Genomic DNA, 25150 nt, shown 5'->3' with positions numbered 1-25150 from the left:
CTCAAAATCAGATTGTATTAATTTGAGACTGAGCGCAGATGAAAAAACTTACCTTAGCAAAAGATTTTTTATGGGGCGGCGCGGTTGCGGCGCACCAGGTCGAAGGTGGCTGGAACAAAGGTGGCAAAGGTCCCAGCATTTGCGACGTACTGACCGGCGGAGCACACGGCGTTCCACGAGAAATCACTCAGGAAGTCGTGCCCGGTAAATACTACCCCAACCACGAAGCCGTCGATTTTTACGGTCATTACAAAGAAGACATTAAGCTGTTTGCCGAAATGGGCTTCAAATGTTTCCGTACCTCCATCGCATGGACCCGTATCTTCCCCAATGGGGACGAAACCCAGCCGAACGAAGAAGGCCTGAAGTTCTATGACGACATGTTCGATGAATTACTGAAATACAACATCGAACCGGTCATCACCCTTTCCCACTTCGAAATGCCGCTACATTTGGTTCAACAGTATGGGAGTTGGACCAATCGCAAAGTTGTTGATTTCTTTGTTCGATTTGCCGAAGTCGTCTTTGAGCGTTACAAACACAAAGTCAAATACTGGATGACCTTCAACGAGATCAATAACCAACGTAACTGGCGCGCACCGCTGTTTGGCTATTGCTGCTCCGGCGTGGTGTATACCGAGCATGAAAACCCGGAAGAGACCATGTACCAGGTGCTGCATCACCAGTTCGTGGCCAGTGCGCTCGCAGTGAAAGCCGCACGCCGCATCAATCCTGAAATGAAAGTGGGCTGCATGCTGGCAATGGTGCCGCTCTATCCGTTCTCCTGTAAGCCCGAAGATGTCATGTTCGCCCAGGAGTCAATGCGTGAACGCTACGTCTTTACTGACGTCCAGCTGCGCGGCTACTACCCAAGCTATGTGTTGAACGAGTGGGAACGTCGCGAATTTAACATCAGGATGGAAGACGGCGACGAGCAAATCCTGCGTGAAGGCACCTGCGACTATCTCGGATTCAGCTACTACATGACCAACGCAGTGAAAGCGGAAGGTGGTAGCGGTGATGCTATTTCCGGTTTTGAGGGCAGCGTACCGAACCCGCACGTCAAAGCCTCCGACTGGGGCTGGCAGATTGACCCGGTTGGCCTGCGCTATGCTTTATGTGAGCTGTACGAGCGCTATCAGAAGCCGCTGTTTATCGTTGAAAACGGGTTTGGCGCCTACGATAAAGTGGAAACAGATGGCAGTATCAATGATGATTACCGCATCGATTATCTGCGCGCCCACATCGAAGAGATGATGAAGGCGGTCACCTATGATGGCGTAGATCTGATGGGCTACACGCCGTGGGGCTGCATCGACTGCGTTTCGTTCACCACCGGTCAGTACAGCAAGCGCTACGGCTTTATCTACGTGAATAAGCACGATGACGGCACTGGCGATATGTCGCGTTCACGCAAGAAGAGTTTTGAGTGGTATAAAGCGGTGATCGCCAGCAACGGCGAGAATCTGTGATTTTTCGCCGGATGGCGCTGCGCTTATCCGGCCTACGGGAACTTAACCTGTAGGCCGGATAAGGCGTTTACGCCGCCATCCGGCAATCAAAGCGCTATTTTCCACCCGCCAGCTCAATAAAACTTCCCGTCACATACGACGCCTTCTCGCTCAGCAACCAGACAATGGCCTGAGCGACCTCTTCCGGCTGCCCGCCGCGCTGCATCGGCAGCATCGACTTCACGCGATCCACACGCCCCGGCTCACCACCGCTGGCGTGCATTTCAGTGTAGATCAGGCCAGGACGTACGCAGTTTACGCGGATCCCCTGCGCCGCCACCTCCAGCGCCAGACCGGTGGTGAGCGTGTCCACCGCGCCTTTTGAAGCGGCGTAATCGACATATTCGAATGGCGCACCGAGCCGTGATGCCGCCGAAGAGACATTCACAATCGCCCCACCCTGACCGCCGTGCTTAAACGACATGCGCTTAACCGCTTCCCGACAGCACAGAAAATAGCCGGTAACATTGGTCGCCAGCACGCGGTTAATTCGCTCTGCAGTTAAGTTTTCCACTGTGGTCTGTTCAAATAAAATCCCGGCATTATTCACCAGCGCAGTCAGCGATTCCCCTTCACGGTCGATCGATTCAAACATCGCCAGCACCTGACTTTCATCACTGATATCCGCTCGCAAAGCAAATGCTTTACCGCCTGAAGCGACGATGTTATTCACCACCTCGGTAGCCGCACGAATATTGTGATGAAAATTAACCGCGACCGTGTAACCCTCCAGTGCCAGTTGCAGCGCGGTTGCTCGCCCGATACCGCGACTGCCGCCAGTAACAAGTGCGATTCCCATAGAGACCTCCAGATATGAAAAAGCCGGGAGGCGGCTTCGCCTTACCCGGCCTGGAAATTGTTTAACTACGCGGAAAAGTTACTGATATTCGCTCATCGACACGCAGGAGCAGAACAGGTTACGGTCGCCGTAAACGTCATCAAGACGCTTCACGGTAGGCCAGTATTTGTTCGCCACGCCTGCCGGGAAGACTGCGATTTCGCGGCTATAACCGTGGTTCCACTCGCTCACCAGCTCGTTCTGGGTGTGCGGCGAGTTTACCAACGGGTTATCTTCCAGTGACCACTCACCGGCTTTCACGCGCTCGATCTCAGCGCGGATTGCCAGCATCGCGTTAATAAAGCGATCCAGTTCCACTTTGCTTTCAGATTCGGTCGGTTCCACCATCAGCGTACCCGCTACCGGGAACGACATGGTTGGCGCATGGAAACCATAGTCGATCAGACGTTTGGCAATATCCAGTTCGCTGATGCCGGTCTCTTCTTTCAGTGGGCGAATGTCGAGAATACATTCATGCGCTACACGGCCATCGCGACCGGTATACAGCACCGGATAGGCATCTTTCAGACGGCTGGCAATGTAGTTAGCGTTAAGAATCGCGACCTGGCTTGCCTGCTTCAGACCTTCTGCGCCCATCATACGGATGTACATCCAGCTGATTGGCAGAATGGATGCGCTACCGAACGGTGCGGCAGACACCGCGCCCTGACGGGTCAGCATCCCTTCAATCTGAACGACGCTGTGGCCCGGTACGAACGGTGCCAGATGCGATTTAACGCCAATCGGTCCCATACCTGGGCCACCGCCGCCGTGCGGAATGCAGAAGGTTTTATGCAGGTTGAGGTGCGAAACGTCCGCGCCGATAAAGCCCGGCGTGGTGATTCCAACCTGGGCGTTCATGTTCGCGCCGTCGAGGTACACCTGGCCGCCGAACTGGTGCACAACTTCACACACTTCGCGGATCGTTTCTTCATATACGCCGTGGGTGGACGGATAGGTCACCATGATGCAAGAAAGGTTTGCAGCATGTTGTTCTGCTTTTGCCCGCAGATCGTCCAGATCGATGTTGCCGTTCTTATCACAGGCGACTACCACCACCTGCATCCCCGCCATTTGTGCGGAAGCCGGGTTAGTACCGTGGGCGGACGCCGGGATCAGGCAGATATCGCGATGGCCTTCGTTACGGCTTTCGTGATAATGACGAATCGCCAGCAGGCCAGCGTATTCGCCCTGTGCGCCGGAGTTCGGCTGCATACAGACTGCGTCATAGCCGGTCAGTTTTACCAGCCACTCGGAAAGCTGACCGATCATCTGGTGATACCCTTCCGCCTGCTCTGGCGGGCAGAACGGATGCAGTTCAGCGAATTCCGGCCAGGTGATAGGAATCATCTCGGCGGCGGCGTTCAGCTTCATGGTGCAGGAACCCAGCGGGATCATCGCCTGGTTCAGCGCCAGATCTTTACGCTCCAGCGAGTGCATGTAGCGCATCATCTCGGTTTCGCTGTGGTAGCGGTTAAACACCGGGTGGCTGAGGATCGCGTCGTCACGCAGCATGCAGCTCTGAATGGAACGGCTGTCGAGCGCAACGTCTTTATCCAGCGTGTCGATGTTCAGGCCGTGGCTGTCGCCCAGCAGAACAGTGAACAACTGCACCACGTTTTCACGGGTGGTGGTTTCGTCGAGGGTAATACCTACCGCGTTATGAATATCGCTGCGCAGGTTGATCTCTGCCGCTTCCGCACGCGCCAGTACCGCAGCTTTATCAGCCACTTCAACACACAGCGTGTCGAAGTAGTGCGCATGACGCAGCTTTAAGCCTTTCTGTTGCACACCTGCCGCCAGAATATCGGTCAGGCGGTGGATACGATTAGCGATGCGCTTCAGACCGACCGGACCATGATAAACGGCATACAGGCTGGCGATGTTAGCCAGCAGTACCTGTGAGGTACAAATGTTGGAGTTCGCTTTCTCACGGCGGATATGCTGCTCGCGAGTCTGCATCGCCATGCGCAGTGCGGTATTGCCCGCCGCATCTTTTGATACGCCGATAATACGGCCTGGCATGGAGCGTTTGAATTCGTCTTTGGCGGCAAAGAATGCCGCGTGCGGGCCACCGTAACCCATTGGAACACCGAAGCGTTGCGCAGAGCCGAAAACGATATCCGCACCCTGTTTGCCAGGAGCCGTCAGCAGCACCAGCGCCATAAAGTCGGCAGCAACGCTGACCACAACTTTACGGGATTTCAGCTCAGCAATTAGTTTGCTGTAGTCGTGCACTTCACCAGTGGTACCAACCTGCTGCAACAGCACGCCGAACACATCCTGGTGATCCAGTGCTTTCGCTGCGTCATCCACAATGACGTCAAAACCAAAGGTTTCGGCGCGAGTACGCACGACGTCCAGCGTTTGCGGATGAACATCAGCCGCCACAAAGAAACGGTTGGCGTTTTTCAGTTTACTGACGCGTTTGGCCATCGCCATGGCTTCGGCCGCCGCGGTGGCTTCATCCAGCAGAGAGGCGGAGGCCATGTCCAGCCCCGTCAGGTCCAGCGTGACCTGTTGGAAGTTCAGCAGCGCTTCCAGACGGCCCTGAGAGACTTCCGGCTGATACGGCGTATACGCGGTGTACCAACCCGGATTTTCCAGCATGTTACGCAGGATAACCGGTGGCAACTGCACGGCGGTGTAGCCCATGCCGATGTAGGACGTGAAGCGCTTGTTACGCCCGGCGATGGCTTTTAATTCGGCCAGCGCAGCGTATTCTGTCGCCGCCTCGCCGACCTGTGGCGGGGTTGCGAGCTGAATGTCTTTCGGCACAATCTGGCCGATCAGCGCGTTTAACGACTCGGCGCCAACCGCATTCAGCATCTCTTGCTGCTGCGCGGCGTCCGGTCCGATGTGGCGTTCAATGAAAGCGCCGCTGTTTTCAAGCTGGCTTAACGTCTGTGTCATGGGCGATGGTTCCTGAAACGTGCAGTGAATCGTGATTGTCTCTAACTCAATTGCCCGGTGGCGCTGCGCTTACCGGGCCTACGCGTGCGAAAACGAATACGCAAAATAATTCGCGTTGCAGTGAGTAGGCCGGATAAGCATTAGCACCATCCGGCACAACATTATTCGTCTTCTAACAATGCTTCGTACGCAGTGGCATCCAGCAGCGATTCGATTTCGCTTTCATCGCTGGCTTTGATTTTGAAGATCCAGCCACCGGCATACGGTTCGCTGTTGACCAGTTCCGGGGAGTCGCTCAGCGCGTCGTTAACCGCAACAATCTCACCGCTTACCGGCGCATAAATATCAGAAGCCGCTTTTACGGATTCCGCAACGGCGCAGTCATCGCCCGCGCTGACGGTGGCACCAACTTCTGGCAGGTCTACGAAAACCATGTCACCCAACAGCTCCTGAGCATGTTCGGTGATACCAACGGTGTAAGAGCCGTCAGCTTCTTTGCGCAGCCATTCGTGTTCTTTGCTGTATTTCAGTTCTGCAGGTACGTTGCTCATCAATCAATCTCCAAAAAGGATGAATCACGCGACGGCTTTGCCGTTACGCACAAAAACAGGTTTAGTGACTTTTACTGGCATTTCGCGGTTACGGATCTGCACGATCGCGGTCTCACCAATACCCGCAGGGACACGCGCCAGCGCGATGCTGTAACCCAGGGTTGGGGAGAATGTTCCGCTGGTGATAATGCCTTCATGTTGGTTACCGGAAGCGTCAGTGAAACGCACTGGCAGTTCATTACGCAGCACGCCCTTCTCGGTCATCACCAGTCCGACCAGCTGTTCGTGGCCTTTTTCACGCTGCATTTCCAGCGCTTCACGACCAATAAAGTCGCGGTCGGCAGGTTCCCACGCAATGGTCCAGCTCATGTTGGCTTCCAGTGGAGAAATCCCTTCGTCCATCTCCTGACCGTACAGGTTCATGCCCGCTTCCAGGCGTAGCGTGTCACGCGCACCCAGACCGCAAGGTTTGACGCCTGCCTGTACCAGCGCACGCCAGAAATCAGCCGCTTTTTCATTCGGCATGGCAATTTCATAGCCTGCTTCGCCGGTATAACCGGTGGTTGCGATAAACAAATCACCCGCCTGAACGCCGAAGAACGGCTTCATACCTTCTACCGCATGGCGCTGTTCGTCAGTAAACAACGTTGCTGCTTTTTCCTGCGCGTTTGGCCCCTGCACCGCAATCAGCGACAGGTCGTCACGAACGGTGATGTCGATGGCGTAAGGTTCAGCGTGTTGGGTAATCCAGGAGAGGTCTTTTTCGCGGGTGGCGGAGTTTACAACGAGGCGGAAGAAATCTTCAGTGAAGTAATAGACAATCAGGTCATCTATCACGCCGCCCGATGCGTTAAGCATACCGGAGTAGAGGGCTTTACCCGTCTTCGTTAGCTTCGCGACGTCGTTTGCCAGCAGATAACGCAAGAACTCCCGGGTGCGGCTGCCGCGCAGGTCGACGATGGTCATATGCGACACATCAAACATACCGGCATCGGTGCGAACAGCATGGTGTTCATCGAGCTGAGAACCGTAATGCAGTGGCATCATCCAGCCATGGAAATCTACCATGCGCGCGCCACATAGCGTGTGTTGTTCGTACAAAGGAGTCTGTTGAGCCATCTTTTCCTCGTTGAATAAGCGGGGCTACCAACTCTTTCGCGGTGAAATTTTCGCCACGAAACCCAGCACCGCAGCCGCTCCAGGGGCTACGACGCAAACGTTCTCTTTGTCCTGAACTTACCACCGAAACAGACGCTAAACCATAAGGCAAAATTAGCCATCACATTAGCTTATGGCAAAAAATGGCCAGATCGACGACAGAATAAAAACCCATAACCACACGAAAAAATCAGAATAATAAGCATAAACAAGGCAGAGTAATCAGCAGTAAACAACATTAAATGTGGAAAAAATGTCAAAAATGGCGTTATGAAAAAAACGTGATATTAAAAAAACTAATGCGAAAAAAGGTGTGGAATTAGATTATTTCAAATGAGAGAAGCATCCCGGCGCGAGGGCCGGGAGAGGAAAATGTGACGGGTCTCAAACTCTTAAGATTGTCCTTACGGACGCTAACGTAGCCACTCGGGAAGATCGTTCAGTCCCATCGCCTGACGGATGAGCTGCGGTTTTACGCCCGGAAGGGTATCGGCCAGTTTCAGACCAATATCACGCAGCAGTTTCTTCGCCGGATTCTCACCAGCAAACAGTTCACGGAAGCCCTGCATACCGGCCAGCATCATTGCTGCGCTGTGCTTACGGCTGCGCTCATAGCGACGCAAATAGAGATACTGGCCAATATCTTTGCCCTGACGTTGTAGCCGCTTAAGCTCATCGATAAGCTCTGCCGCATCCATAAAGCCGAGGTTAACCCCCTGACCTGCCAGCGGATGGATAGTATGCGCCGCATCCCCCACCAGCGCCAGACGATGGGCGGCGAACTGACGCGCATAGCGTCCCGTCAGCGGAAACGTCTGCCGTTCGCTTTCAACGCTGCACAGTCCCAGACGGTTATCAAAAGCGATATTCAGCGCCTGATTAAACTCCTCAACGCTTGCCTGCTGCATGCGTTCGGCTTCCTGCGGAGAAAGTGACCAGACGATAGAGCACAGATGCGGGTCACTGAGCGGCAGGAATGCCAGGATACCCTCGCCGTGAAACGCCTGGCGCGCAACCGCGCCGTGGGCTTCCTGCGTACGGATCGTCGCCACCAGCGCATGATGACGGTAATCCCAGAAGGTGAGCGGAATGTCTGCTTTATTACGCAGCCAGGAGTTAGCGCCATCCGCGCCGATCACCAGGCGAGCCGTCAGCATTGCGCCCTCTTTCAGGGTCAGAAATGCCTCGTTCTCACCCCAGGCTACCTGCTGTATTTCAGCGGGTGCCAGCAGCGTAATATCCGGCGAACGCTGCGCCTTTTGCCACAGCGCGTAATGGATCTCTGAGTTTTCGACAATGTGGCCCAAATGGCTGTAGCCCATGCTCTGGTCGTCAAATTCAATGCGCCCGAAGCTGTCTTTGTCCCAGACTTCCATACCGTGATAGCAGCACGCGCGACGGGCAACGATATCTGACCAGACGCCCAAACGAGTAAGCAGTTTTTCACTGGCGGCATTGATTGCCGACACGCGAAGCTGAGGAGCTGCATCCGCCGCCAACGGCTGCGGAACATGTTGTTCTAACACCGCAACGCGTAACCCGCTGCCCTGCAAGCCGCAGGCAACCGCCAGTCCCACCATGCCGCCACCGACAATTGCTACATCAACACTTTGCACTGTTTACTCCTGGAAACCGGAACAATCAAAACCGTAGACCGGATAAGGCGTTTACGCCGCCATCCGGCCTACAGGCCATATTTATCGCGCAACCCAACCCAGGGTCCGCTCCGCCAGCGCATCGCGCGCGGGTGTGAATAATTCCATCGCCATCAGCCCGACATTGCGGCCAACAACCAGCGGAGCCCAGCGATTGGCAAACAAATACACTAAATTGTTGGTCACACCAATCGTCGTTTCGCGATCGCGCTCGCGGCGTTGCTGATAGCGTGCCAGCACTGCGTAATCACCAATATCTTCCGCGCAGTTTTGCGCCTGAGTTAACGTCTCAGCCAGGCTCATTACGTCGCGCAGACCAAGGTTGAAACCTTGTCCGGCAATAGGATGCAGCGTCTGGGCAGCATTCCCCACCAGCACGGTACGATGGGTAATCGCCTTCAGCGCAGTAGTTAATGACAACGGATAAGCGCTGCGTTTACCGGCCTGGGTAATACGCCCCAGCCGCCAGCCAAACGCAGTTTGCAATTCACGACAAAACCGTTCGTCGGACCAGGCCATGATCTCATCACGCAGCTCCAGCGGGTGGCACCATACCAGCGAGCAGCGACCATCAGACATCGGCAGCATTGCCAGAGGGCCATGCTGCGTGAAGCGTTCAAACGCTCGCCCATCGTGAGGAACGGAGGTCGTGACATTGGCGATTACCGCCAGTTGTTCATAAGGCTGCTGCAGCCAGTCCACGCCGCAGGCGGTAGCCAGCGCGGAACGCGTACCGTCAGCGGCGACCACCACGCGACCGGTAATAACCTCGCCATTTTCCAGCGTGACCTCAACATGTTCCTGCGTACGCGCCACGCTGGCTACGCGATCGGGACAATGTAGCGTGACGCCCGGCGCTTTACGCAGTAGCGCAAACAGACGCAGCCCAACATCGTGGAGTTCCACCACCTGACCCAGCGCCGGGAGACGATATTCCTGCGCATCCAGCGTAACAAATCCGGCATGGCCGCGATCGCTGACGTGGACCGTTTTGATTGCCGTTGCGCAATCGGCAATCGCCTGCCACACGCCAATTCGCGCCAACTGCTGACAGGTTCCTGCCGCCAGCGCAATCGCCCGGGCGTCAAACCCAGGATGACGGTCAGTTTCAGGTTCGCTCGCTTCTATCAGATGAACTGGCAGCGTCCCATGACTGAGCTGGGAAATGGCCAGCGCCAGCGTCGCACCGACCATGCCACCACCGACGATAATTACGCTCATTGCAGTCGCGCCGCAGCCATTAAGGCTTCAATATCATCAGCTTTCTTCACCACGCTGGAGGTCAGGTTTTCGTTACCGTCTTCGGTGATGAGGATGTCATCTTCTATACGAATGCCAATGCCACGATAAGCAGCCGGTACATCGGCATCCGGTGCGATATATAACCCTGGCTCGACGGTAAGCACCATTCCTGGCTCAAGGATACGCGAACGATCCTGACCATAAACGCCAACGTCGTGCACATCCAGCCCCAGCCAGTGGCTAAGACCATGCATAAAGTATGGGCGATGCGCATTCTCGGTAATTAACTGGTCGACGTCGCCGTGCAGAATGCCAAGCTTCACCAGACCGGTAATCATGATGCGCACAACTTCACCGGTGACGTCCTGAATGGAGGTTCCGGGGCGATACAGACGTAGGCTGGTCTCCAGGGATTCCAGTACGATATCGTAGATTTCACGCTGCGCGGGGGTAAATTTGCCATTAACCGGGAAGGTACGGGTAATGTCGCCCGCATAGCCTTTGTATTCACAGCCAGCGTCAATCAGCACCAGCTCGCCATCGCGCATTTCACTTTCATTTTCGGTGTAATGCAGAATACAGCCGTTTTCACCGCTTCCGACAATGGTGTTATAGGACGGATAACGCGCGCCGTGGCGGGTAAATTCGTGGTGAATCTCCCCTTCCAGTTGGTATTCAAACATCCCCGGACGACATTTTTCCATCGCGCGGGTATGCGCCAGGGCGGTGATCTCTCCGGCACGGCGCATGATCGCAATCTCTTCCGGTGATTTGAACAGGCGCATCTCATGCACCATCGGACGCCAGTCGATGATCGCAGCGGGCGCGTGCAGATTTTGTCTGGAGCCTTTGCGCAGTTTATCCAGCGCCGTGCAGACAATTTCGTCGGCCCAGCCATATTCGCCCTGAGCGTGATACACCGCGTCCAGACCATTGAGCAGCAGATGCAACTGTTGATTGATTTCACTGAAGGCCAGCGCCCGATCAACGCCGAGTTTTGCCGGTGCGGCATCCTGGCCCAGACGGCGGCCAAACCAGATCTCCGCCGTCAGGTCGCGAACCCGGTTGAACAAAACACTGTGGTTATGAGTGTCATCACTTTTAATCAGCACCAGCACGGCTTCAGGCTCGTTAAAGCCGGTGAAATACCAGAAATCACTGTTCTGGCGGTACGGGTATTCACTGTCCGCGCTGCGCGTCGCTTCCGGCGCGGCAAAAATCAGCGCGGCGCTGCCGGGCTGCATTTGTGCCAGCAAAGCCTGACGACGACGCTGGAATTCTTGCTGAGATATCTCACTCATAACACTCTCCTTGGCGTTGTTGTATTTAGTGCAGAGTCGGTTTGCGGACTTCCGGCGCCGTCGGCTGCTGACGCGTAAACGTGTCATGGCACAGCAAGGCGGCTACGCGCACGTATTCGATGATCTCTTCGAGCGACATTTCCAGCTCTTCCTGATCTTCGTCTTCGTCATATCCCAACTGAGCGATATTGCGCAGGTCGTCAATCGCTTCACCGGTTTCGCCGGTCACTTTGTCGAGCTTAGGCTGCGTAACGCCGAGACCCAGCAGAAAGTGGTTTACCCAGCCAGCCAGCGCATCGGCGCGATCGAACACGCTGACGTCATCACCTTCAGGCAGAAAAAGCTGAAAAAGGAAACCGTCGTCCTCAAGGGCATCGCTGGTAGCAGAGTGCATTTTCAGCAGTGCCTGAGCCAGCTCGTGACCAAAGGCCAGACCTTCGTTCGTCAGGTCGTGCAACAGCGGCTGCCATGAGCTGTCGTTGTTGCCACCACAAATCATCCCGCTGATTAAGCCGTGCATTTCGGCCGGGGTTAATCCAGCCCCTTGTTGGTTCAAAAACTGGCTAACTTCGCTGTAGCCAGGCATTTCGTTCTGTATAGACATAAGCATTCGTCATCAAAGGGAGGAATATTCATGATATGCTACCACTTTGGACCCTGGTGGACCAGAAAAGGGCTTGTATCTTGATACCAGGGTAGCTATAGTGTCGCCCCTTCGCGGACCCAAGGTCTGGAGACGAAGGCAGCGCAGTCAATCAGCAGGAAGGTGGCATGTCTGCACAACCCGTCGATATCCAAATATTTGGCCGTTCACTGCGAGTGAATTGCCCGCCTGAACAAAGGGATGCGTTGAATCAGGCTGCGGACGATCTCAATCAGCGATTGCAAGATCTGAAAGTTCGCACTAGAGTCACAAATACTGAGCAGTTGGTTTTCATCGCCGCGTTGAACATCAGCTATGAATTAACTCAGGAAAAAGCGAAGACGCGTGAGTACGCGGCGAGCATGGAACAACGTATTCGGATGCTGCAACAGACCATCGAACAAGCGTTGCTTGATCAGGGTCGCATAACCGAAAAAACGGGCCAAAACTTTGAATAACACTTTTCGGTTTACTGTGGTAGAGTGACCGTGAAGACAAAATTTCTCTGAGATGTTTGCAAGCGGGCCAGTCCCCTGAGCCGATATTTCATACCACAAGAATGTGGCGCTCCACGGTTGGTGAGCATGCTCGGCCCGTCCGAGAAGCCTTAAAACTGTGACGACGCATTCACCTTGAACCAAGGGTTCAAGGGTTACAGCCTGCGGCGGCATCTCGGAGATTCCCTTCTACCTGGCAACAGCCATGACACTACTTTCTGAACTCCCTTTATCCCGACAAGAAATACGCACACTGATTCGTCAGCGTCGCCGTGCGCTTACCAGCGATCAGCAACAACACTTTGGTCAGCAAGCCGCGACCAGAATGCTCAGTTTTCCCCCTGTTGTTCTTGCCCATACCGTAGCGGTGTTTCTCTCTTTCGATGGCGAACTCGACACCCAACCGCTGATTGAACAGCTGTGGCGAGCGGGTAAGCGCGTCTACCTTCCGGTTCTTCATCCCTTTAGCCCTGGCAACCTGCTGTTCCTGCACTATCATCCACAGAGTGCGCTGGTGACCAACCGCTTAAAGATCCAGGAGCCACGACTTGATGTCCGCGACGTATTGCCACTGGCAAAGCTGGATGTACTGGTTACGCCGTTAGTCGCGTTTGATGAAGACGGGCAGCGTCTGGGCATGGGCGGCGGATTTTATGACCGTACGTTGCAAAACTGGCAGCAGCATAAGGTCCAGCCGGTAGGCTACGCGCACGATTGTCAGCGAGTGGAAAAGCTGCCTGTCGAAGAGTGGGATATCCCACTGCCTGCGGTGGTGACACCATCCAAAATTTGGGAGTGGTAGCCGTTTTTTGCCGATTGACAGCGCCGTTTTTTTGACCTAAATTCCTCGGTGAAGGGTGAGGGAGGCGAACCTCCCTCCTGCGTACTCTCTGTTAATATGCTGGGCAAGCGATGATTAACAGGATCAGCAGCATGATGACGTATCTCATCATCGTCCCTTTCCTTTTTAGAGCCCCTGCTTCGGTAGGGGCTTTCCCGTTTCAGCGCGATGCTGAGCCCCTATCGTAAATTTCTTTTAGTGCTGTACAACACGCAGCACTGCCTTTAGTTGCCAATTGCGGCAAGGCTCGAAAACAGAATGTATGCGTTACAGAAAGAAATTTTGAGGCAGGGAAATCAGAGGAAAGATGGGCAGGTCATCGCCTGCCCATATAGAGGAAATTAGTACAGCAGACGAGCGCGAATGGTTCCCGGAAGGGCTTTCATCGCCTGTAGCGCTTTCTCTGCCACATCTTCATCCGCTTCAATATCGATAACCACGTAACCTACCTGTGCGGAAGTCTGCAGATACTGTGCGGCAATGTTGACGCCCTGCTCGGCAAAAATCTGGTTCAGCGCGGTCAGAACGCCAGGACGGTTTTCGTGAATGTGCATCAGACGACGACCACCGTGCAGCGGCAGCGAAACTTCCGGGAAGTTAACCGCAGACAGCGTGGAGCCGTTGTCGGAATACTTGATCAGTTTCCCCGCCACTTCCAGACCGATATTTTCCTGCGCTTCCAGCGTGGAACCACCAATATGCGGCGTCAGGATCACGTTGTCGAAATCACACAGCGGCGAAGTGAACGGATCGCTGTTCGTTGCCGGTTCGGTTGGGAAAACGTCAATTGCCGCCCCTGCCAGGTGCTTGGTCGCTAACGCGTCGCACAGGGCTGGAATATCAACCACCGTACCGCGCGCGGCGTTAATCAGCAGCGCGCCTGGTTTCATCAGCGAAATCTCACGCGCGCCCATCAGGTTTTTGGTGGAGGCATTTTCCGGCACGTGCAGGCTCACCACGTCGCTCATATTGAGCAGGTCGGAAAGATGCTGAACCTGCGTGGCGTTACCCAGCGGAAGTTTATTTTCAATATCATAGAAATAAACATGCATCCCCAGTGATTCAGCCAGAATGCCTAACTGAGTACCAATGTGCCCGTAGCCGATGATCCCCAGTTTTTTGCCACGCGCTTCAAAAGAGCCGGTAGCCAGTTTATTCCACACGCCGCGGTGCGCTTTGGCGTTCGCTTCTGGTACGCCGCGTAACAGTAGCAGCAGTTCGCCAATCACCAGTTCAGCAACGGAACGTGTGTTAGAGAATGGCGCGTTAAACACTGGGATCCCGCGCTTTGCCGCAGCGCTAAGATCAACCTGGTTGGTGCCGATGCAGAAGCAACCAATCGCGACCAGTTTTTCTGCGGCGGCAATTACATCTTCAGTCAGATGGGTACGGGATCGCAGGCCAATGAAGTGAGCATCACGGATGGACTCTTTCAGTTGTTCGGTGTCCAGAGCGCCTTTGTGAAACTCGATGTTGGTATAACCTGCTGCACGAAGGCTTTCGAGTGCTTTTTGATGCACGCCTTCTACCAGCAGAAATTTAATCTTATCTTTCTCCAGTGATACCTTTGCCATTTCCCCGACCCTGTCTTTTTTGTTCAATCTGATGTGTTGTGTGTGGGATTTTCATCCGCCTCTTCAACATATCAAAAAATAATATTGCGGCAATATGAACGTTTGCGTCGACATGCTGAGGAAATGTCATTCAGCGGGAAATGTCAGAGGAAAATACTGGCGATAACTTTTTCTTTGGAGAGATCGGCAGGGCAATATTGTAAACGTGATACAAGTCACCAAATTTGCCCTGCCAAAATTTTTTTAACGGGAGAAGACGCTCCCATCAGATCATTTTACGATAGTTTTCACGCCGTCTGGGGTACCGATCAGCGCGACATCCGCACCACGGTTAGCGAACAAACCTACGGTTACCACGCCCGGAATCGCATTAATGGCGTTTTCCAGCGCGATGGCGTCGAGGATTTCCAGACCGTGCACATCAAGGATCACGTTACCATTGTCAGTTACCACGCCCTGACGGTATTCAGGACGACCGCCCAGCTTCACCAACTGGCGAGCCACTGCGCTACGCGCCATTGGGATAACTTCTACCGGCAACGGGAAGTTACCGAGAATATCGACTTCTTTAGACGCGTCAGCGATGCAGATAAATTTTTTCGCCACGGAAGCAATGATTTTTTCACGGGTCAACGCTGCGCCGCCGCCTTTAATCATCTGCATATGGCCGTTGATTTCATCTGCGCCGTCAACGTAAACGCCGAGGCTGTCCACTTCGTTAAGATCGAACACGTGGATGCCAAGGCTTTTGAGTTTTTCGGTCGAGGCGTCAGAACTGGACACCGCGCCTTCAATCTGACCTTTCATTGTGCCCAGCGCATCAATAAAGTGTGCGGCTGTTGAACCTGTACCTACGCCCACAATGGTACCGGGCTGTACATACTGAAGTGCCGCCCATCCTACTGCTTTTTTCAGTTCATCCTGCGTCATGATCGTTTCGCCTGTGGTGTGAATATGGTGGGAAAATTCACGCGCATTATAGAACATTGTGCAGAAAAATGTCCCCACACCCGCTACCAGGTGGCTGATTTCGTCTTTACCCAACCCAAATTTGTGTCATAGTGCAGAACAAGCAAAAATTTCAGGAGTGCGCCAAAGCAATGAAACGTCCGGACTACAGAACACTACAAGCACTGGATGCGGTTATTCGTGAACGAGGATTTGAGCGCGCGGCGCAAAAGCTGTGCATCACGCAATCCGCCGTTTCACAGCGCATAAAACAGCTTGAGAATATGTTCGGACAGCCGCTGCTGGTGCGTACCGTACCGCCTCGCCCTACTGAACAAGGGCAGAAACTGCTGGCGCTTTTACGCCAGGTTGAACTGCTGGAAGATGAGTGGCTGGGTGATGAGCAAACTGGCTCCACGCCGCTGCTGCTTTCGCTGGCGGTGAACGCCGACAGTCTGGCAACCTGGTTGCTTCCGGCGCTGGCCCCGGTACTGGCTAATTCGCCGATTCGCCTGAACCTGCAGGTTGAGGATGAAACGCGCACCCAGGAACGTCTGCGCCGTGGTGAAGTGGTCGGTGCGGTGAGTATTCAACATCAGGCGCTGCCAAGCTGTCTGGTGGATAAACTTGGCGCGCTGGATTACCTGTTTGTGGGTTCAAAAGCGTTCGCCGAGCGCTATTTCCCGAACGGCGTCACCCGCTCTGCCCTACTGAAAGCCCCGGCGGTAGCGTTTGACCATCTTGATGATATGCATCAGGCGTTCCTGCAACAAAACTTCGACCTGCCGCCAGGCAGCGTACCGTGCCATATCGTTAACTCGTCTGAAGCCTTCGTCCAGTTGGCCCGTCAGGGCACGACCTGCTGCATGATCCCGCACTTACAGATAGAAAAAGAGCTGGAAAGCGGTGAGCTTATAGACTTGACGCCGGGCCTGTTCCAGCGTCGGATGTTGTACTGGCACCGTTTTGCGCCGGAAAGCCGCATGATGCGCAACGTTACCGACGCGCTGCTGGCTTACGGTCACAACGTACTGCGTCAGGATTAAACTGTTTGTAGCCTCTGAGTGCCGGATGGCGGCGTAACGCCTTATCCGGCCTACCCCATCTTACCGCTTTTTCATGTTATTCCCGCCACGTCTTTGAAATACATCACAAAATAAAACATACCACGCGGCAAAAAACGACGCGCTGTTGGCTATTTTTTGCTGGCGACAAGCCAAATGAAAAAGCTCACCGTATCTCGTAAAGATTCAACTTATTGCGTAATACGGAGCAAAAAATGGCTAACGTGCAAGAGTGGCAAACACTTGCCAATAAAGAACTCAGTCGACGGGAAAAAACCGTTGAGTCGCTGGAAAGACAGACGGCGGAAGGGATTGTCATCAAGCCGCTGTACACCGAGGCTGACCTCGATAATCTGGAAGTCACGGGCACCCTGCCCGGCCTGCCGCCTTACGTGCGCGGCCCACGCGCCACCATGTATACCGCGCAGCCGTGGACCATCCGCCAGTATGCCGGTTTCTCTACCGCCAAAGAATCCAACGCCTTTTACCGCCGCAACCTCGCCGCCGGACAAAAAGGGCTTTCCGTTGCCTTTGACCTTGCCACCCACCGCGGCTATGACTCTGACAACCCGCGCGTGGCGGGCGATGTCGGCAAAGCGGGCGTGGCGATCGATACCGTCGAAGATATGAAGGTGCTGTTTGATCAGATCCCGCTGGATAAGATGTCGGTGTCGATGACGATGAACGGCGCGGTGCTGCCGGTACTGGCGTTTTATATCGTCGCGGCTGAGGAACAAGGCGTAACGCCGGAACAGCTCACCGGGACCATTCAGAACGATATTCTGAAAGAGTACCTGTGCCGCAACACCTACATTTATCCGCCAAAACCCTCAATGCGCATCATCGCCGACATCATCGCCTGGTGCTCCGCCAATATGCCGCGCTATAACACCATCAGCATCAGCGGTTATCACATGGGGGAAGCTGGGGCGAACTGCGTCCAGCAGGTGGCGTTTACGCTGGCTGACGGCATTGAGTACATCAAAGCCGCACTGTCTGCCGGGCTGGAAATTGATGACTTCGCCCCGCGACTGTCATTCTTCTTCGGTATCGGCATGGATCTGTTTATGAACGTCGCCATGCTGCGCGCGGCTCGCTATTTGTGGAGTGAGGCGGTCAGCAGTTTTGGCGCAACCAACCCGAAATCTCTCGCGCTGCGTACCCACTGCCAGACCTCCGGCTGGAGTCTGACCGAGCAGGATCCCTATAACAACGTGATCCGTACAACCATTGAAGCGCTCGGTGCCACGCTCGGCGGCACCCAGTCGCTGCACACCAACGCCTTCGATGAAGCGCTCGGGCTACCCACCGATTTCTCCGCTCGCATCGCGCGTAATACGCAGATCATCATCCAGGAAGAGTCAGAGATCTGCCGCACCGTCGATCCGCTGGCCGGATCGTACTACGTCGAATCATTGACCGATCAAATCGTGAAGCAGGCGCGCACGATCATTAAACAGATTGATGAAGCGGGCGGAATGGCAAAGGCGATTGAAGCTGGGCTTCCCAAACGAATGATTGAAGAGGCTTCGGCGCGCGAGCAGTCGCTGATCGACCAGGGTAAACGCGTCATCGTTGGCGTGAACAAGTATAAGCTGGAAAAAGAAGACGAAACGTCGGTGCTGGAAATCGACAACGTGAAGGTACGCAACGAGCAAATCGCTTCGTTGCAGCATATCCGCGCAACTCGCGACAATGATGCCGTCAACGCCGCGCTAACGGCGCTGACCCACGCCGCGCAGCATAATGAAAATCTGCTGGCCGCCGCCGTTAACGCCGCCCGCGTTCGCGCCACGCTCGGTGAGATCTCCGACGCGCTGGAAGCCGCTTTTGACCGCTATCTGGTTCCCAGCCAGTGCGTCACCGGCGTGATTGCGCAAAGCTATCACCAGTCCGACAAATCCGCCGATGAGTTCGACGCCATTGTTGCGCAAACCGAACAGTTCCTCGCGGAAAATGGTCGCCGACCTCGGATCCTGATCGCCAAGATGGGCCAGGATGGTCACGATCGCGGCGCGAAAGTGATCGCCAGCGCCTACTCCGATCTCGGCTTCGATGTCGATCTCAGTCCGATGTTCTCCACGCCAGAAGAGATCGCCCGTCTGGCGGTAGAAAACGATGTGCATGTCATAGGCGCATCGTCACTGGCTGCCGGGCATAAAACGTTGATCCCTGAACTGGTCACGGCGCTGAAAGGCTGGGGACGCGAAGATATCTGCGTGGTGGCAGGCGGTGTGATTCCCCCCCAGGACTACGCCTTCCTGTACGAGCATGGCGTGGCCGCCATTTATGGCCCCGGCACACCGATGCTCGACAGCGTCCGCGATGTGTTGACCCGTATCAGTCAGCATCATGATTAACGCCGCCACGCTTGACGATGCCGTCCGACGCTTGCGGCGCGGTGAACGGGCCACGCTTGCTCAGGCGATGACGCTGGTTGAGAGCAGCCACCCACGCCACCAGCCATTGAGTACGCAATTGCTGGACGCGATTATGCCGTTCACCGGTAACGCGCTGCGTCTGGGCATCACCGGCACGCCGGGCGCGGGCAAAAGCACCTTTCTGGAGACGTTCGGTATGCTGTTGATCCGCCGGGGATTACGGGTGGCAGTGATCGCGGTCGATCCCAGTAGCCCCGTTAGCGGCGGCAGCATTCTTGGCGATAAAACCCGAATGACGGAACTGGCCCGTGCAGAATCGGCATTTATCCGCCCGGTGCCTTCCAGCGGTCATTTAGGCGGCGCCAGCCAGCGCGCCCGTGAATTAATGCTGTTGTGCGAGGCGGCGGGCTTTGACGTGGTGATTGTAGAAACCGTCGGCGTCGGGCAGTCAGAAACCGAAGTCGCCAGCATGGTGGATTGCTTTATCTCACTGCAAATTGCCGGCGGCGGTGACGATCTGCAGGGCATCAAAAAGGGCCTGATGGAGATGGCGGATCTGGTCGTCATCAACAAGGACGACGGTGATAACCGTAACCAGGTTGCCATCGCCCGCCATATGTACGAATCCGCTCTGCATATTCTGCGCCGCAAATATGACGAGTGGCAGCCGCAGGTTCTGGCCTGTAGCGCCCTGGAAAAACGTGGCATTGAGGAGATTTGGCAGGCGATAACCGACTTTAAAACGTGCCTTACCGTCAGCGGTCGACTGGAAAAAGTCCGTCAGCAGCAAGCGGTGGACTGGTTACACAAGCAGGCTGAAGAAGAAGCTTTGCATCTGCTGTTTACCCGGACTGATTTCGACCGTTATTTCCAGCAGACGCTGCAGGCCGTCAAAAATAACGACCTTTCGCCGCGTACCGGTCTGCGTCACATCAGTGAATTTATCCAGCATCATTACTTTGAATAAAGAGAACATTATGTCTTATCAATACGTCAACGTAGTCATCATCCAGAAAGTCGCGGTTATTGAGTTCAATTACACCCGCAAACTCAATGCGCTGAGCAAAGTGTTTATCGACGATCTGATGCGGGCGCTTAGCGATCTTAATCGTCCGGAAATTCGCTGTATCATTCTGCGCGCCCCGAGCGGGGCCAAAGTGTTCTCTGCCGGACATGATATTCATGAACTCCCCTCCGGACGTCGCGATCCGCTCTCCTATGACGATCCGCTGCGCCAGATCACCCGCATGATCCAAAAATATCCAAAACCGGTGATCTCCATGGTCGAAGGCAGCGTCTGGGGCGGCGCGTTTGAGATGATCATGAGTTCCGATCTGATCATCGCCGCTGAAACCTCTACCTTCTCGATGACACCGGTCAACCTCGGGGTACCGTATAACCTGGTCGGCATCCACAACCTGACCCGCGATGCTGGGTTCCACATCGTGAAAGAGCTTATCTTTACCGCCTCGCCGATTACCGCTCAGCGTGCGATGGCCGTCGGGATCCTCAACCATGTGGTTCCTGTCGACGAACTGGAGGATTTCACTCTGCAAATGGCGCACCACATCTCGGAGAAAGCGCCGCTGGCCATCGCCGTCATTAAAGAAGAACTGCGCGTGCTGGGCGAAGCGCACACCATGAACTCAGACGAATTTGAGCGTATTCAGGGCATGCGCCGCGCGGTGTACGACAGCGAGGATTATCAGGAAGGGATGAACGCGTTTATGGAAAAACGTAAACCCAATTTTGTCGGCCATTAATCACGCTCGAGGAAGGAGACGGCCATGAAACGGATGAGTGCCGAAGAAGCGGCAGAAATTATCCAGCACGACGATATGGTGGCATTCAGCGGCTTTACCCCTGCGGGTTCGCCAAAAGCATTACCTAACGCAATTGCTCAACTCGCTTGCGAGCGGCATCAGGTCGGGCAGCCTTTTCAAATCCGCCTGCTGACCGGGGCATCAATTGGCGCTGCCGCTGATGATGCGTTATCCGCGGCGGATGCTGTTTCCTGGCGGGCTCCCTATCAAACATCATCGGGCCTGCGCGAGAAAATTAATCAGGGTCAGGTGAGGTTTGTCGATCTCCATTTGAGCGAAGTGGCGCAAATGGTCAATTATGGCTTTTTTGGCGATATCGATGTTGCCGTCATTGAAGCCTCCGCCATTGCGCCAGATGGTCGGATTTGGCTTTCCAGCGGCATCGGCAACGCGCCGACCTGGCTGCTGCGGGCGAAAAAGGTGATTATCGAGCTGAATCATTACCATAACCCGCGCGTGGCGGAGTTTGCCGACATTGTGATACCCGGCGCACCGCCGCGGCGAAACAGCGTACCGATTTTTCACACCATGGATCGCGTGGGCAGCCAGTGTGTGCAGATAGACCCGAAAAAAATTATCGCGGTCGTGGATACCGAACTACCCGATGCCGGAAATGCCGCGGATAAAAGCAACCCGGTCAGCCAGCAAATTGCCGATAACGTGGTGACATTTCTGCTGGCGGAAATGGCGCACAAACGCATCCCAGCGGAATTCCTGCCCTTACAAAGCGGCGTGGGCAATATCAACAACGCGGTAATGGCGCGACTGGGCGAGAACCCGGATATTCCACCCTTTATGATGTATTCCGAGGTGTTGCAAGAATCTGTGGTGCATCTGCTGGAAACGGGCAAGATAACCGGCGCCAGTGCCTCCAGTTTGACTATTTCAGCCCCGTCGTTGCAGAAGATTTACGACAACATGGACTTCTTCGCCAGCCGGATTGTGCTGCGCCCGCAGGAGATTTCCAATAACCCGGAAATCATTCGTCGGCTGGGCGTCATTGCGCTCAATGTCGGTCTGGAGTTTGACATCTACGGTCATGCCAATTCCACACACGTAGCAGGTGTGAACCTGATGAATGGCATTGGCGGCAGCGGCGATTTCGAGCGCAACGCCTACCTGTCGATCTTTATGGCGCCGTCGATTGCCAAAGGCGGGAAAATCTCCACCATCGTACCGATGTGTAGCCATGTCGATCACAGCGAACATAGCGTCAAAGTGATCGTCACCGAACAGGGAATTGCCGATCTGCGTGGGTTATCTCCGATGCAGCGGGCGCACACGATTATCGATAACTGTGCGCATCCTCTGTATCGGGACTACCTGCACCGCTATCTGGAGCGAGCGCCCGGCGGGCATATCCATCACGATCTCAGCCATGCGTTCGATCTGCATCGTAACCTGATCGAAACCGGATCGATGCTCGGTTAACTTGCCGTACCCTCACGATCTTCAGCAATATGCTGAAGCATCGTGGCGGTATAACGATGGTTTTTCAGCGAATAGAGAAACTCCTGCATATACATAGGACTGCCGGGCGCATCGAAATATTTCAACGTCGAGGGGTTAACCAGTCGCCAGGCAAAATGAGGGATCACCGTCAAAAACTGTCCGCGCTCCACCGCGCTAATCTTGGCCATAAAGCTGTACGGACGGTAGATAATCGTCGGATGAATTCCGCATGGCCGCATGTAAGCATCGAGCATTGCCTCAAAGTTGGCGCGATTCTGGAAGCGCATTTGTAGCCAGGGCAGCTCGCGCAGCAGCTCCTGCGGCTGTTTTTCCTCGTAGCGCCGGGAAACGAGAAACCCCAGACGCAACGGAGACAGCTCGCTAATCGCCAGATTTTCCAGTTCCTGCACGCGAGAGGAAACGTGCTGCGGTGAGATAATAAAATCCAGTTTCCGGTCGAACAGGTTATCGATCACCCCATTCTCGCTGAATTCAACGGCCTGGGCCGTTACGCCATCGTACTTGTCGCCAAGGCTAATTAACTGGTCAAAAATAATCGTTGGATAGGTATTATCGATGCCGATGACGATTTCTCGCGAGCGGCGAGAGGCGTTATGAATTTCGTTATCAATAGCGGAGAGACGCTGATAAACAGGGAACAGTTTCTGATACAACTCCTGCCCGGCTTTATTCAGACTGATGTTGTTATCTTTGCGGGTAAACAGCGTATAGCCGATTTGATCTTCCAGTGCGGCAATGCTTTTACCGAAAGGCGATGCGGTCATATGGATTTTTTCTGCCGCTCTGGCGATGTTATTGGTTTGCGCCAGCAGAATGAAATTACGCATCTTTTTCGAGATAAAAATATCCATAGCGTCCCCTTAAAAATCGCTATGGCCTATCCTCATTACGCCGAAACAAAAGACTGGATGTAAGATCTCATTTTTACAGTTACACACAGAAAAAACCCGACTGGAAAGCCGGGTTTGAAAGATTACTGGGTTTTGGCAGGCGTTGCTGCCGGCTGCCCCGCCGTCGGTTCAATCTGGAAGACCACATCAACCTGATCGTCAAACTGAATAACCGGCTGTTCGTAGGTTTCCTGAGCGGATGCCGCAGGCGCTGCATCTGCTTTCATCATCCGTACCATCGGGCTCGGCTGATAATTGGACACGTGGTAGCGCACACTATAAACGGGTCCCAGTTTGCTGTTAAAGCCCGCCGCCAGCTGTTCAGCCTGATGAATTGCATCATCAATTGCCGCTTTACGCGCCTTATCTTTGTAGGCATCCGGTTGGGCGACGCCAAGCGATACCGAACGGATCTCATTCAGACCGGCCTTAAGTGCGCCATCAAGCAGAGCGTTGAGTTTGTCCAGCTGACGCAGCGTCACTTCAACGGTACGCACCGCACGATAGCCTTTGAGGATGCTTTTGCCGTTCTGGTAATCGTAGTCCGGCTGCGTGCGCAGGTTGGCAGCGCTAATGTCTTTCTTCGCTATCTGATTCTGCTCAAGGAAGGACAGATATTGCGCCACGCGCTCATCGGCTTGCTTCTTCGCTGAAGCCGCATCCTTCGCAGCAACATTGACTTCAATCGCCAGGGTGGCGATATCAGGCGTCGCATCCACGCTTGCCGTTCCGGAAGTCACGATGTGCGGTCCGTTTGGCAACTCATTTGCCTGTACCGATAGTGCGCTGAATCCGACTAATGCCGCCAGGGCCATTATTTTGAACTTCACGGTCGTTCCTCCATGTTTCATTAATTACCCCGAAACTCAGGGCACATGCAGGCAAGCTTAGCCGATCTCGCTGCATTGTCCATCAGACAACACTTAGTTGAACAGCGCATGAACATGCGTAACGCCTTCTTTTGCCAGTTGAAAAGCGATAAACCACATCACTAATCCGACTAACGTATTGATGATGCGCTGTGCTTTAGCCGTACGCAGACGCGGCGCCAGCCAGGCCGCCAGCAATGCCAGGCCAAAGAACCACAGGAACGAGGCGCTGACGGTACCCAGCGCAAACCAGCGCTTAGGCTCCACGTCCAGTTGACCACCCAGACTCCCCAACACCACAAAGGTGTCCAGATAAACGTGTGGGTTGAGCCAGGTCACCGCCAACATCGTGGCGATGATTTTCCAGCGTCCTTGCTTCATTACTTCAGCACTGGCCAGTTCCAGATTACTGCTCATCGCCGTTTTTAACGCGCCGAAACCGTACCAGAGTAAAAATGTGACCCCGCCCCAGGTGACCAGCGCCATCAGCCACGGCGACTGCATCAGCAAGGCGCTACCGCCGAAGATCCCCGCGCAAATCAGCACCAGATCGCTGATGGCGCAGAGTAATGCAATCATAATGTGATACTGGCGACGAATGCCCTGATTCATCACGAAGGCGTTTTGCGGACCAAGCGGAAGTATCATGGCCGCACCAAGTGCAAGCCCTTGAAAGTAATACGATAACACGTTTTTATCCCGTACTGTTTCTCTTAGGAGCAGACTATAGCGCGGGAGAATCATTAGCGGAAATGGATATTATTAATCGCGGATTAGAGGAATTAATGAGAGGTTCTTTGCCGGATGTCAGCTAACGCCTTTCCGGCTTACAGTATAGAAATCTGACCAGGCCGGATAAGCGAAGTGTATGACCGGATACATAGGTGACAGATCAGACCGGGAACATAGGTAACACTTTTCAGTCTATCCGGAGCACACTCTCGGTTTTTCGGTCGTAGTACGCAAGTGTTATTCCAT

At 54.5% G+C, this 25150-nt stretch carries 21 protein-coding genes and 1 other RNA gene; 9 read left to right on the top strand and 13 right to left on the bottom strand.

Going from position 1 to position 25150, the window contains the following annotated elements:
* Window positions 1-38: 38 nt before the first annotated feature.
* Window positions 39-1472: a 6-phospho-beta-glucosidase BglA gene (bglA, locus tag FHD02_RS01970; RefSeq protein ID WP_038633498.1), complete on the top strand. Its 1434-nt coding sequence runs from the start codon at window positions 39-41 to the stop codon at window positions 1470-1472.
* A gap of 94 nt (window positions 1473-1566) precedes the next feature.
* Here bglA and FHD02_RS01965 read toward each other — a convergent pair whose 3' ends face one another.
* The 8 genes from FHD02_RS01965 to FHD02_RS01930 all read right to left on the bottom strand — a co-directional run bounded on the left by FHD02_RS01965 (window position 1567) and on the right by FHD02_RS01930 (window position 11773).
* Entirely contained in the window at window positions 1567-2310 is a 744-nt protein-coding gene (locus FHD02_RS01965) for an SDR family oxidoreductase (protein WP_137370429.1), read from the bottom strand.
* A gap of 78 nt (window positions 2311-2388) precedes the next feature.
* Window positions 2389-5262, bottom strand: coding sequence for an aminomethyl-transferring glycine dehydrogenase (gene gcvP / locus FHD02_RS01960; RefSeq protein ID WP_220393508.1), 2874 nt, complete (start codon window positions 5260-5262; stop codon window positions 2389-2391).
* Window positions 5263-5423: 161 nt separating this feature from the next.
* Window positions 5424-5813 (bottom strand): glycine cleavage system protein GcvH, encoded by a 390-nt coding sequence (gcvH, locus tag FHD02_RS01955; protein ID WP_006686886.1) that lies wholly within the window; start codon window positions 5811-5813, stop codon window positions 5424-5426.
* A gap of 24 nt (window positions 5814-5837) precedes the next feature.
* Window positions 5838-6932, bottom strand: a complete 1095-nt coding sequence (gcvT, locus tag FHD02_RS01950) for a glycine cleavage system aminomethyltransferase GcvT (RefSeq protein ID WP_220393507.1) — start codon at window positions 6930-6932, stop codon at window positions 5838-5840.
* Between the two features lie 452 nt (window positions 6933-7384).
* A complete protein-coding gene (gene ubiI, locus FHD02_RS01945) occupies window positions 7385-8587 on the bottom strand; it encodes an FAD-dependent 2-octaprenylphenol hydroxylase (RefSeq protein ID WP_137361300.1) in 1203 nt (400 codons plus the stop codon).
* Between the two features lie 81 nt (window positions 8588-8668).
* Entirely contained in the window at window positions 8669-9847 is a 1179-nt protein-coding gene (gene ubiH, locus FHD02_RS01940; RefSeq protein WP_220393506.1) for a 2-octaprenyl-6-methoxyphenyl hydroxylase, read from the bottom strand.
* Window positions 9844-11169, bottom strand: a complete 1326-nt coding sequence (gene pepP, locus FHD02_RS01935; RefSeq protein WP_137361302.1) for a Xaa-Pro aminopeptidase — start codon at window positions 11167-11169, stop codon at window positions 9844-9846. Before pepP ends, ubiH begins: the two co-directional genes overlap by 4 nt.
* 25 nt (window positions 11170-11194) lie before the next feature.
* Window positions 11195-11773 (bottom strand): YecA family protein, encoded by a 579-nt coding sequence (locus tag FHD02_RS01930; protein ID WP_137349424.1) that lies wholly within the window; start codon window positions 11771-11773, stop codon window positions 11195-11197.
* 167 nt (window positions 11774-11940) lie between these two features.
* Between FHD02_RS01930 and zapA the strand changes: the two genes are divergently transcribed.
* The 3 genes from zapA to FHD02_RS01915 all read left to right on the top strand — a co-directional run bounded on the left by zapA (window position 11941) and on the right by FHD02_RS01915 (window position 13111).
* Window positions 11941-12270, top strand: a complete 330-nt coding sequence (gene zapA, locus FHD02_RS01925) for a cell division protein ZapA (protein ID WP_003026980.1) — start codon at window positions 11941-11943, stop codon at window positions 12268-12270.
* Between the two features lie 41 nt (window positions 12271-12311).
* Window positions 12312-12495, top strand: a non-coding RNA gene (ssrS, locus tag FHD02_RS01920) — 6S RNA.
* Between the two features lie 19 nt (window positions 12496-12514).
* Window positions 12515-13111, top strand: a complete 597-nt coding sequence (locus FHD02_RS01915; protein ID WP_137361303.1) for a 5-formyltetrahydrofolate cyclo-ligase — start codon at window positions 12515-12517, stop codon at window positions 13109-13111.
* Window positions 13112-13491: 380 nt separating this feature from the next.
* Here FHD02_RS01915 and serA read toward each other — a convergent pair whose 3' ends face one another.
* Window positions 13492-14724, bottom strand: coding sequence for a phosphoglycerate dehydrogenase (gene serA, locus FHD02_RS01910; RefSeq protein ID WP_137370427.1), 1233 nt, complete (start codon window positions 14722-14724; stop codon window positions 13492-13494).
* 270 nt (window positions 14725-14994) lie between these two features.
* The gene (rpiA, locus tag FHD02_RS01905) at window positions 14995-15654 is read right to left on the bottom strand and encodes a ribose-5-phosphate isomerase RpiA (protein WP_016154364.1); all 660 of its coding nucleotides are present in this window, start codon (window positions 15652-15654) and stop codon (window positions 14995-14997) included.
* A 170-nt stretch (window positions 15655-15824) separates the two neighbouring features.
* On the opposite strand from rpiA, the gene argP reads away from it, so the two are divergent.
* From argP to FHD02_RS01880, 5 genes are all read left to right on the top strand, one after another.
* On the top strand, window positions 15825-16718 hold the full coding sequence (argP, locus tag FHD02_RS01900; RefSeq protein WP_032940465.1) for a DNA-binding transcriptional regulator ArgP: 894 nt from the start codon (window positions 15825-15827) through the stop codon (window positions 16716-16718).
* Window positions 16719-16951: 233 nt separating this feature from the next.
* On the top strand, window positions 16952-19096 hold the full coding sequence (gene scpA / locus FHD02_RS01895; RefSeq protein ID WP_220393505.1) for a methylmalonyl-CoA mutase: 2145 nt from the start codon (window positions 16952-16954) through the stop codon (window positions 19094-19096).
* The gene (gene meaB, locus FHD02_RS01890; RefSeq protein WP_137361305.1) at window positions 19089-20084 is read left to right on the top strand and encodes a methylmalonyl Co-A mutase-associated GTPase MeaB; all 996 of its coding nucleotides are present in this window, start codon (window positions 19089-19091) and stop codon (window positions 20082-20084) included. Before scpA ends, meaB begins: the two co-directional genes overlap by 8 nt.
* A gap of 10 nt (window positions 20085-20094) precedes the next feature.
* A complete protein-coding gene (gene scpB, locus FHD02_RS01885; RefSeq protein WP_061382429.1) occupies window positions 20095-20880 on the top strand; it encodes a methylmalonyl-CoA decarboxylase in 786 nt (261 codons plus the stop codon).
* 24 nt (window positions 20881-20904) lie between these two features.
* Entirely contained in the window at window positions 20905-22371 is a 1467-nt protein-coding gene (locus FHD02_RS01880; RefSeq protein ID WP_137361306.1) for an acetyl-CoA hydrolase/transferase family protein, read from the top strand.
* On the opposite strand, the gene FHD02_RS01875 is transcribed toward FHD02_RS01880, so the two are convergent.
* The 3 genes from FHD02_RS01875 to argO form a co-directional block, all read right to left on the bottom strand.
* Window positions 22368-23264 (bottom strand): LysR family transcriptional regulator, encoded by an 897-nt coding sequence (locus FHD02_RS01875; RefSeq protein ID WP_137361307.1) that lies wholly within the window; start codon window positions 23262-23264, stop codon window positions 22368-22370. The genes FHD02_RS01880 and FHD02_RS01875 overlap by 4 nt on opposite strands.
* A gap of 122 nt (window positions 23265-23386) precedes the next feature.
* The gene (locus FHD02_RS01870) at window positions 23387-24133 is read right to left on the bottom strand and encodes an oxidative stress defense protein (RefSeq protein ID WP_003027002.1); all 747 of its coding nucleotides are present in this window, start codon (window positions 24131-24133) and stop codon (window positions 23387-23389) included.
* A 93-nt stretch (window positions 24134-24226) separates the two neighbouring features.
* Window positions 24227-24862: an arginine exporter ArgO gene (gene argO / locus FHD02_RS01865; RefSeq protein ID WP_137361308.1), complete on the bottom strand. Its 636-nt coding sequence runs from the start codon at window positions 24860-24862 to the stop codon at window positions 24227-24229.
* Between the last annotated feature and the right edge of the window lie 288 nt (window positions 24863-25150).

The organism is Citrobacter sp. EC_71 (assembly GCF_019584005.1).
Lineage (GTDB): Bacteria > Pseudomonadota > Gammaproteobacteria > Enterobacterales > Enterobacteriaceae > Citrobacter > Citrobacter werkmanii.
The sequence above is the reverse complement of the archived record's forward strand: the minus strand, read 5'-3'. Positions and strand labels throughout refer to the sequence as shown.

Bases quoted from the DNA above. Each gene is read 5' to 3' on its own strand.
- ubiH (WP_220393506.1), bottom strand. From the start codon at position 9,847: ATGAGCGTAATTATCGTCGGTGGTGGCATGGTCGGTGCGACGCTGGCG.
- gcvP (WP_220393508.1), bottom strand. From the start codon at position 5,262: ATGACACAGACGTTAAGCCAGCTTGAAAACAGCGGCGCTTTCATTGAA.
- zapA (WP_003026980.1), top strand. From the start codon at position 11,941: ATGTCTGCACAACCCGTCGATATCCAAATATTTGGCCGTTCACTGCGA.
- gcvH (WP_006686886.1), bottom strand. From the start codon at position 5,813: ATGAGCAACGTACCTGCAGAACTGAAATACAGCAAAGAACACGAATGG.
- pepP (WP_137361302.1), bottom strand. From the start codon at position 11,169: ATGAGTGAGATATCTCAGCAAGAATTCCAGCGTCGTCGTCAGGCTTTG.
- argP (WP_032940465.1), top strand. From the start codon at position 15,825: ATGAAACGTCCGGACTACAGAACACTACAAGCACTGGATGCGGTTATT.
- FHD02_RS01915 (WP_137361303.1), top strand. From the start codon at position 12,515: ATGACACTACTTTCTGAACTCCCTTTATCCCGACAAGAAATACGCACA.
- FHD02_RS01875 (WP_137361307.1), bottom strand. From the start codon at position 23,264: ATGGATATTTTTATCTCGAAAAAGATGCGTAATTTCATTCTGCTGGCG.
- FHD02_RS01930 (WP_137349424.1), bottom strand. From the start codon at position 11,773: ATGTCTATACAGAACGAAATGCCTGGCTACAGCGAAGTTAGCCAGTTT.
- rpiA (WP_016154364.1), bottom strand. From the start codon at position 15,654: ATGACGCAGGATGAACTGAAAAAAGCAGTAGGATGGGCGGCACTTCAG.
- serA (WP_137370427.1), bottom strand. From the start codon at position 14,724: ATGGCAAAGGTATCACTGGAGAAAGATAAGATTAAATTTCTGCTGGTA.
- gcvT (WP_220393507.1), bottom strand. From the start codon at position 6,932: ATGGCTCAACAGACTCCTTTGTACGAACAACACACGCTATGTGGCGCG.
- meaB (WP_137361305.1), top strand. From the start codon at position 19,089: ATGATTAACGCCGCCACGCTTGACGATGCCGTCCGACGCTTGCGGCGC.
- scpB (WP_061382429.1), top strand. From the start codon at position 20,095: ATGTCTTATCAATACGTCAACGTAGTCATCATCCAGAAAGTCGCGGTT.
- FHD02_RS01965 (WP_137370429.1), bottom strand. From the start codon at position 2,310: ATGGGAATCGCACTTGTTACTGGCGGCAGTCGCGGTATCGGGCGAGCA.
- FHD02_RS01880 (WP_137361306.1), top strand. From the start codon at position 20,905: ATGAAACGGATGAGTGCCGAAGAAGCGGCAGAAATTATCCAGCACGAC.
- scpA (WP_220393505.1), top strand. From the start codon at position 16,952: ATGGCTAACGTGCAAGAGTGGCAAACACTTGCCAATAAAGAACTCAGT.
- bglA (WP_038633498.1), top strand. From the start codon at position 39: ATGAAAAAACTTACCTTAGCAAAAGATTTTTTATGGGGCGGCGCGGTT.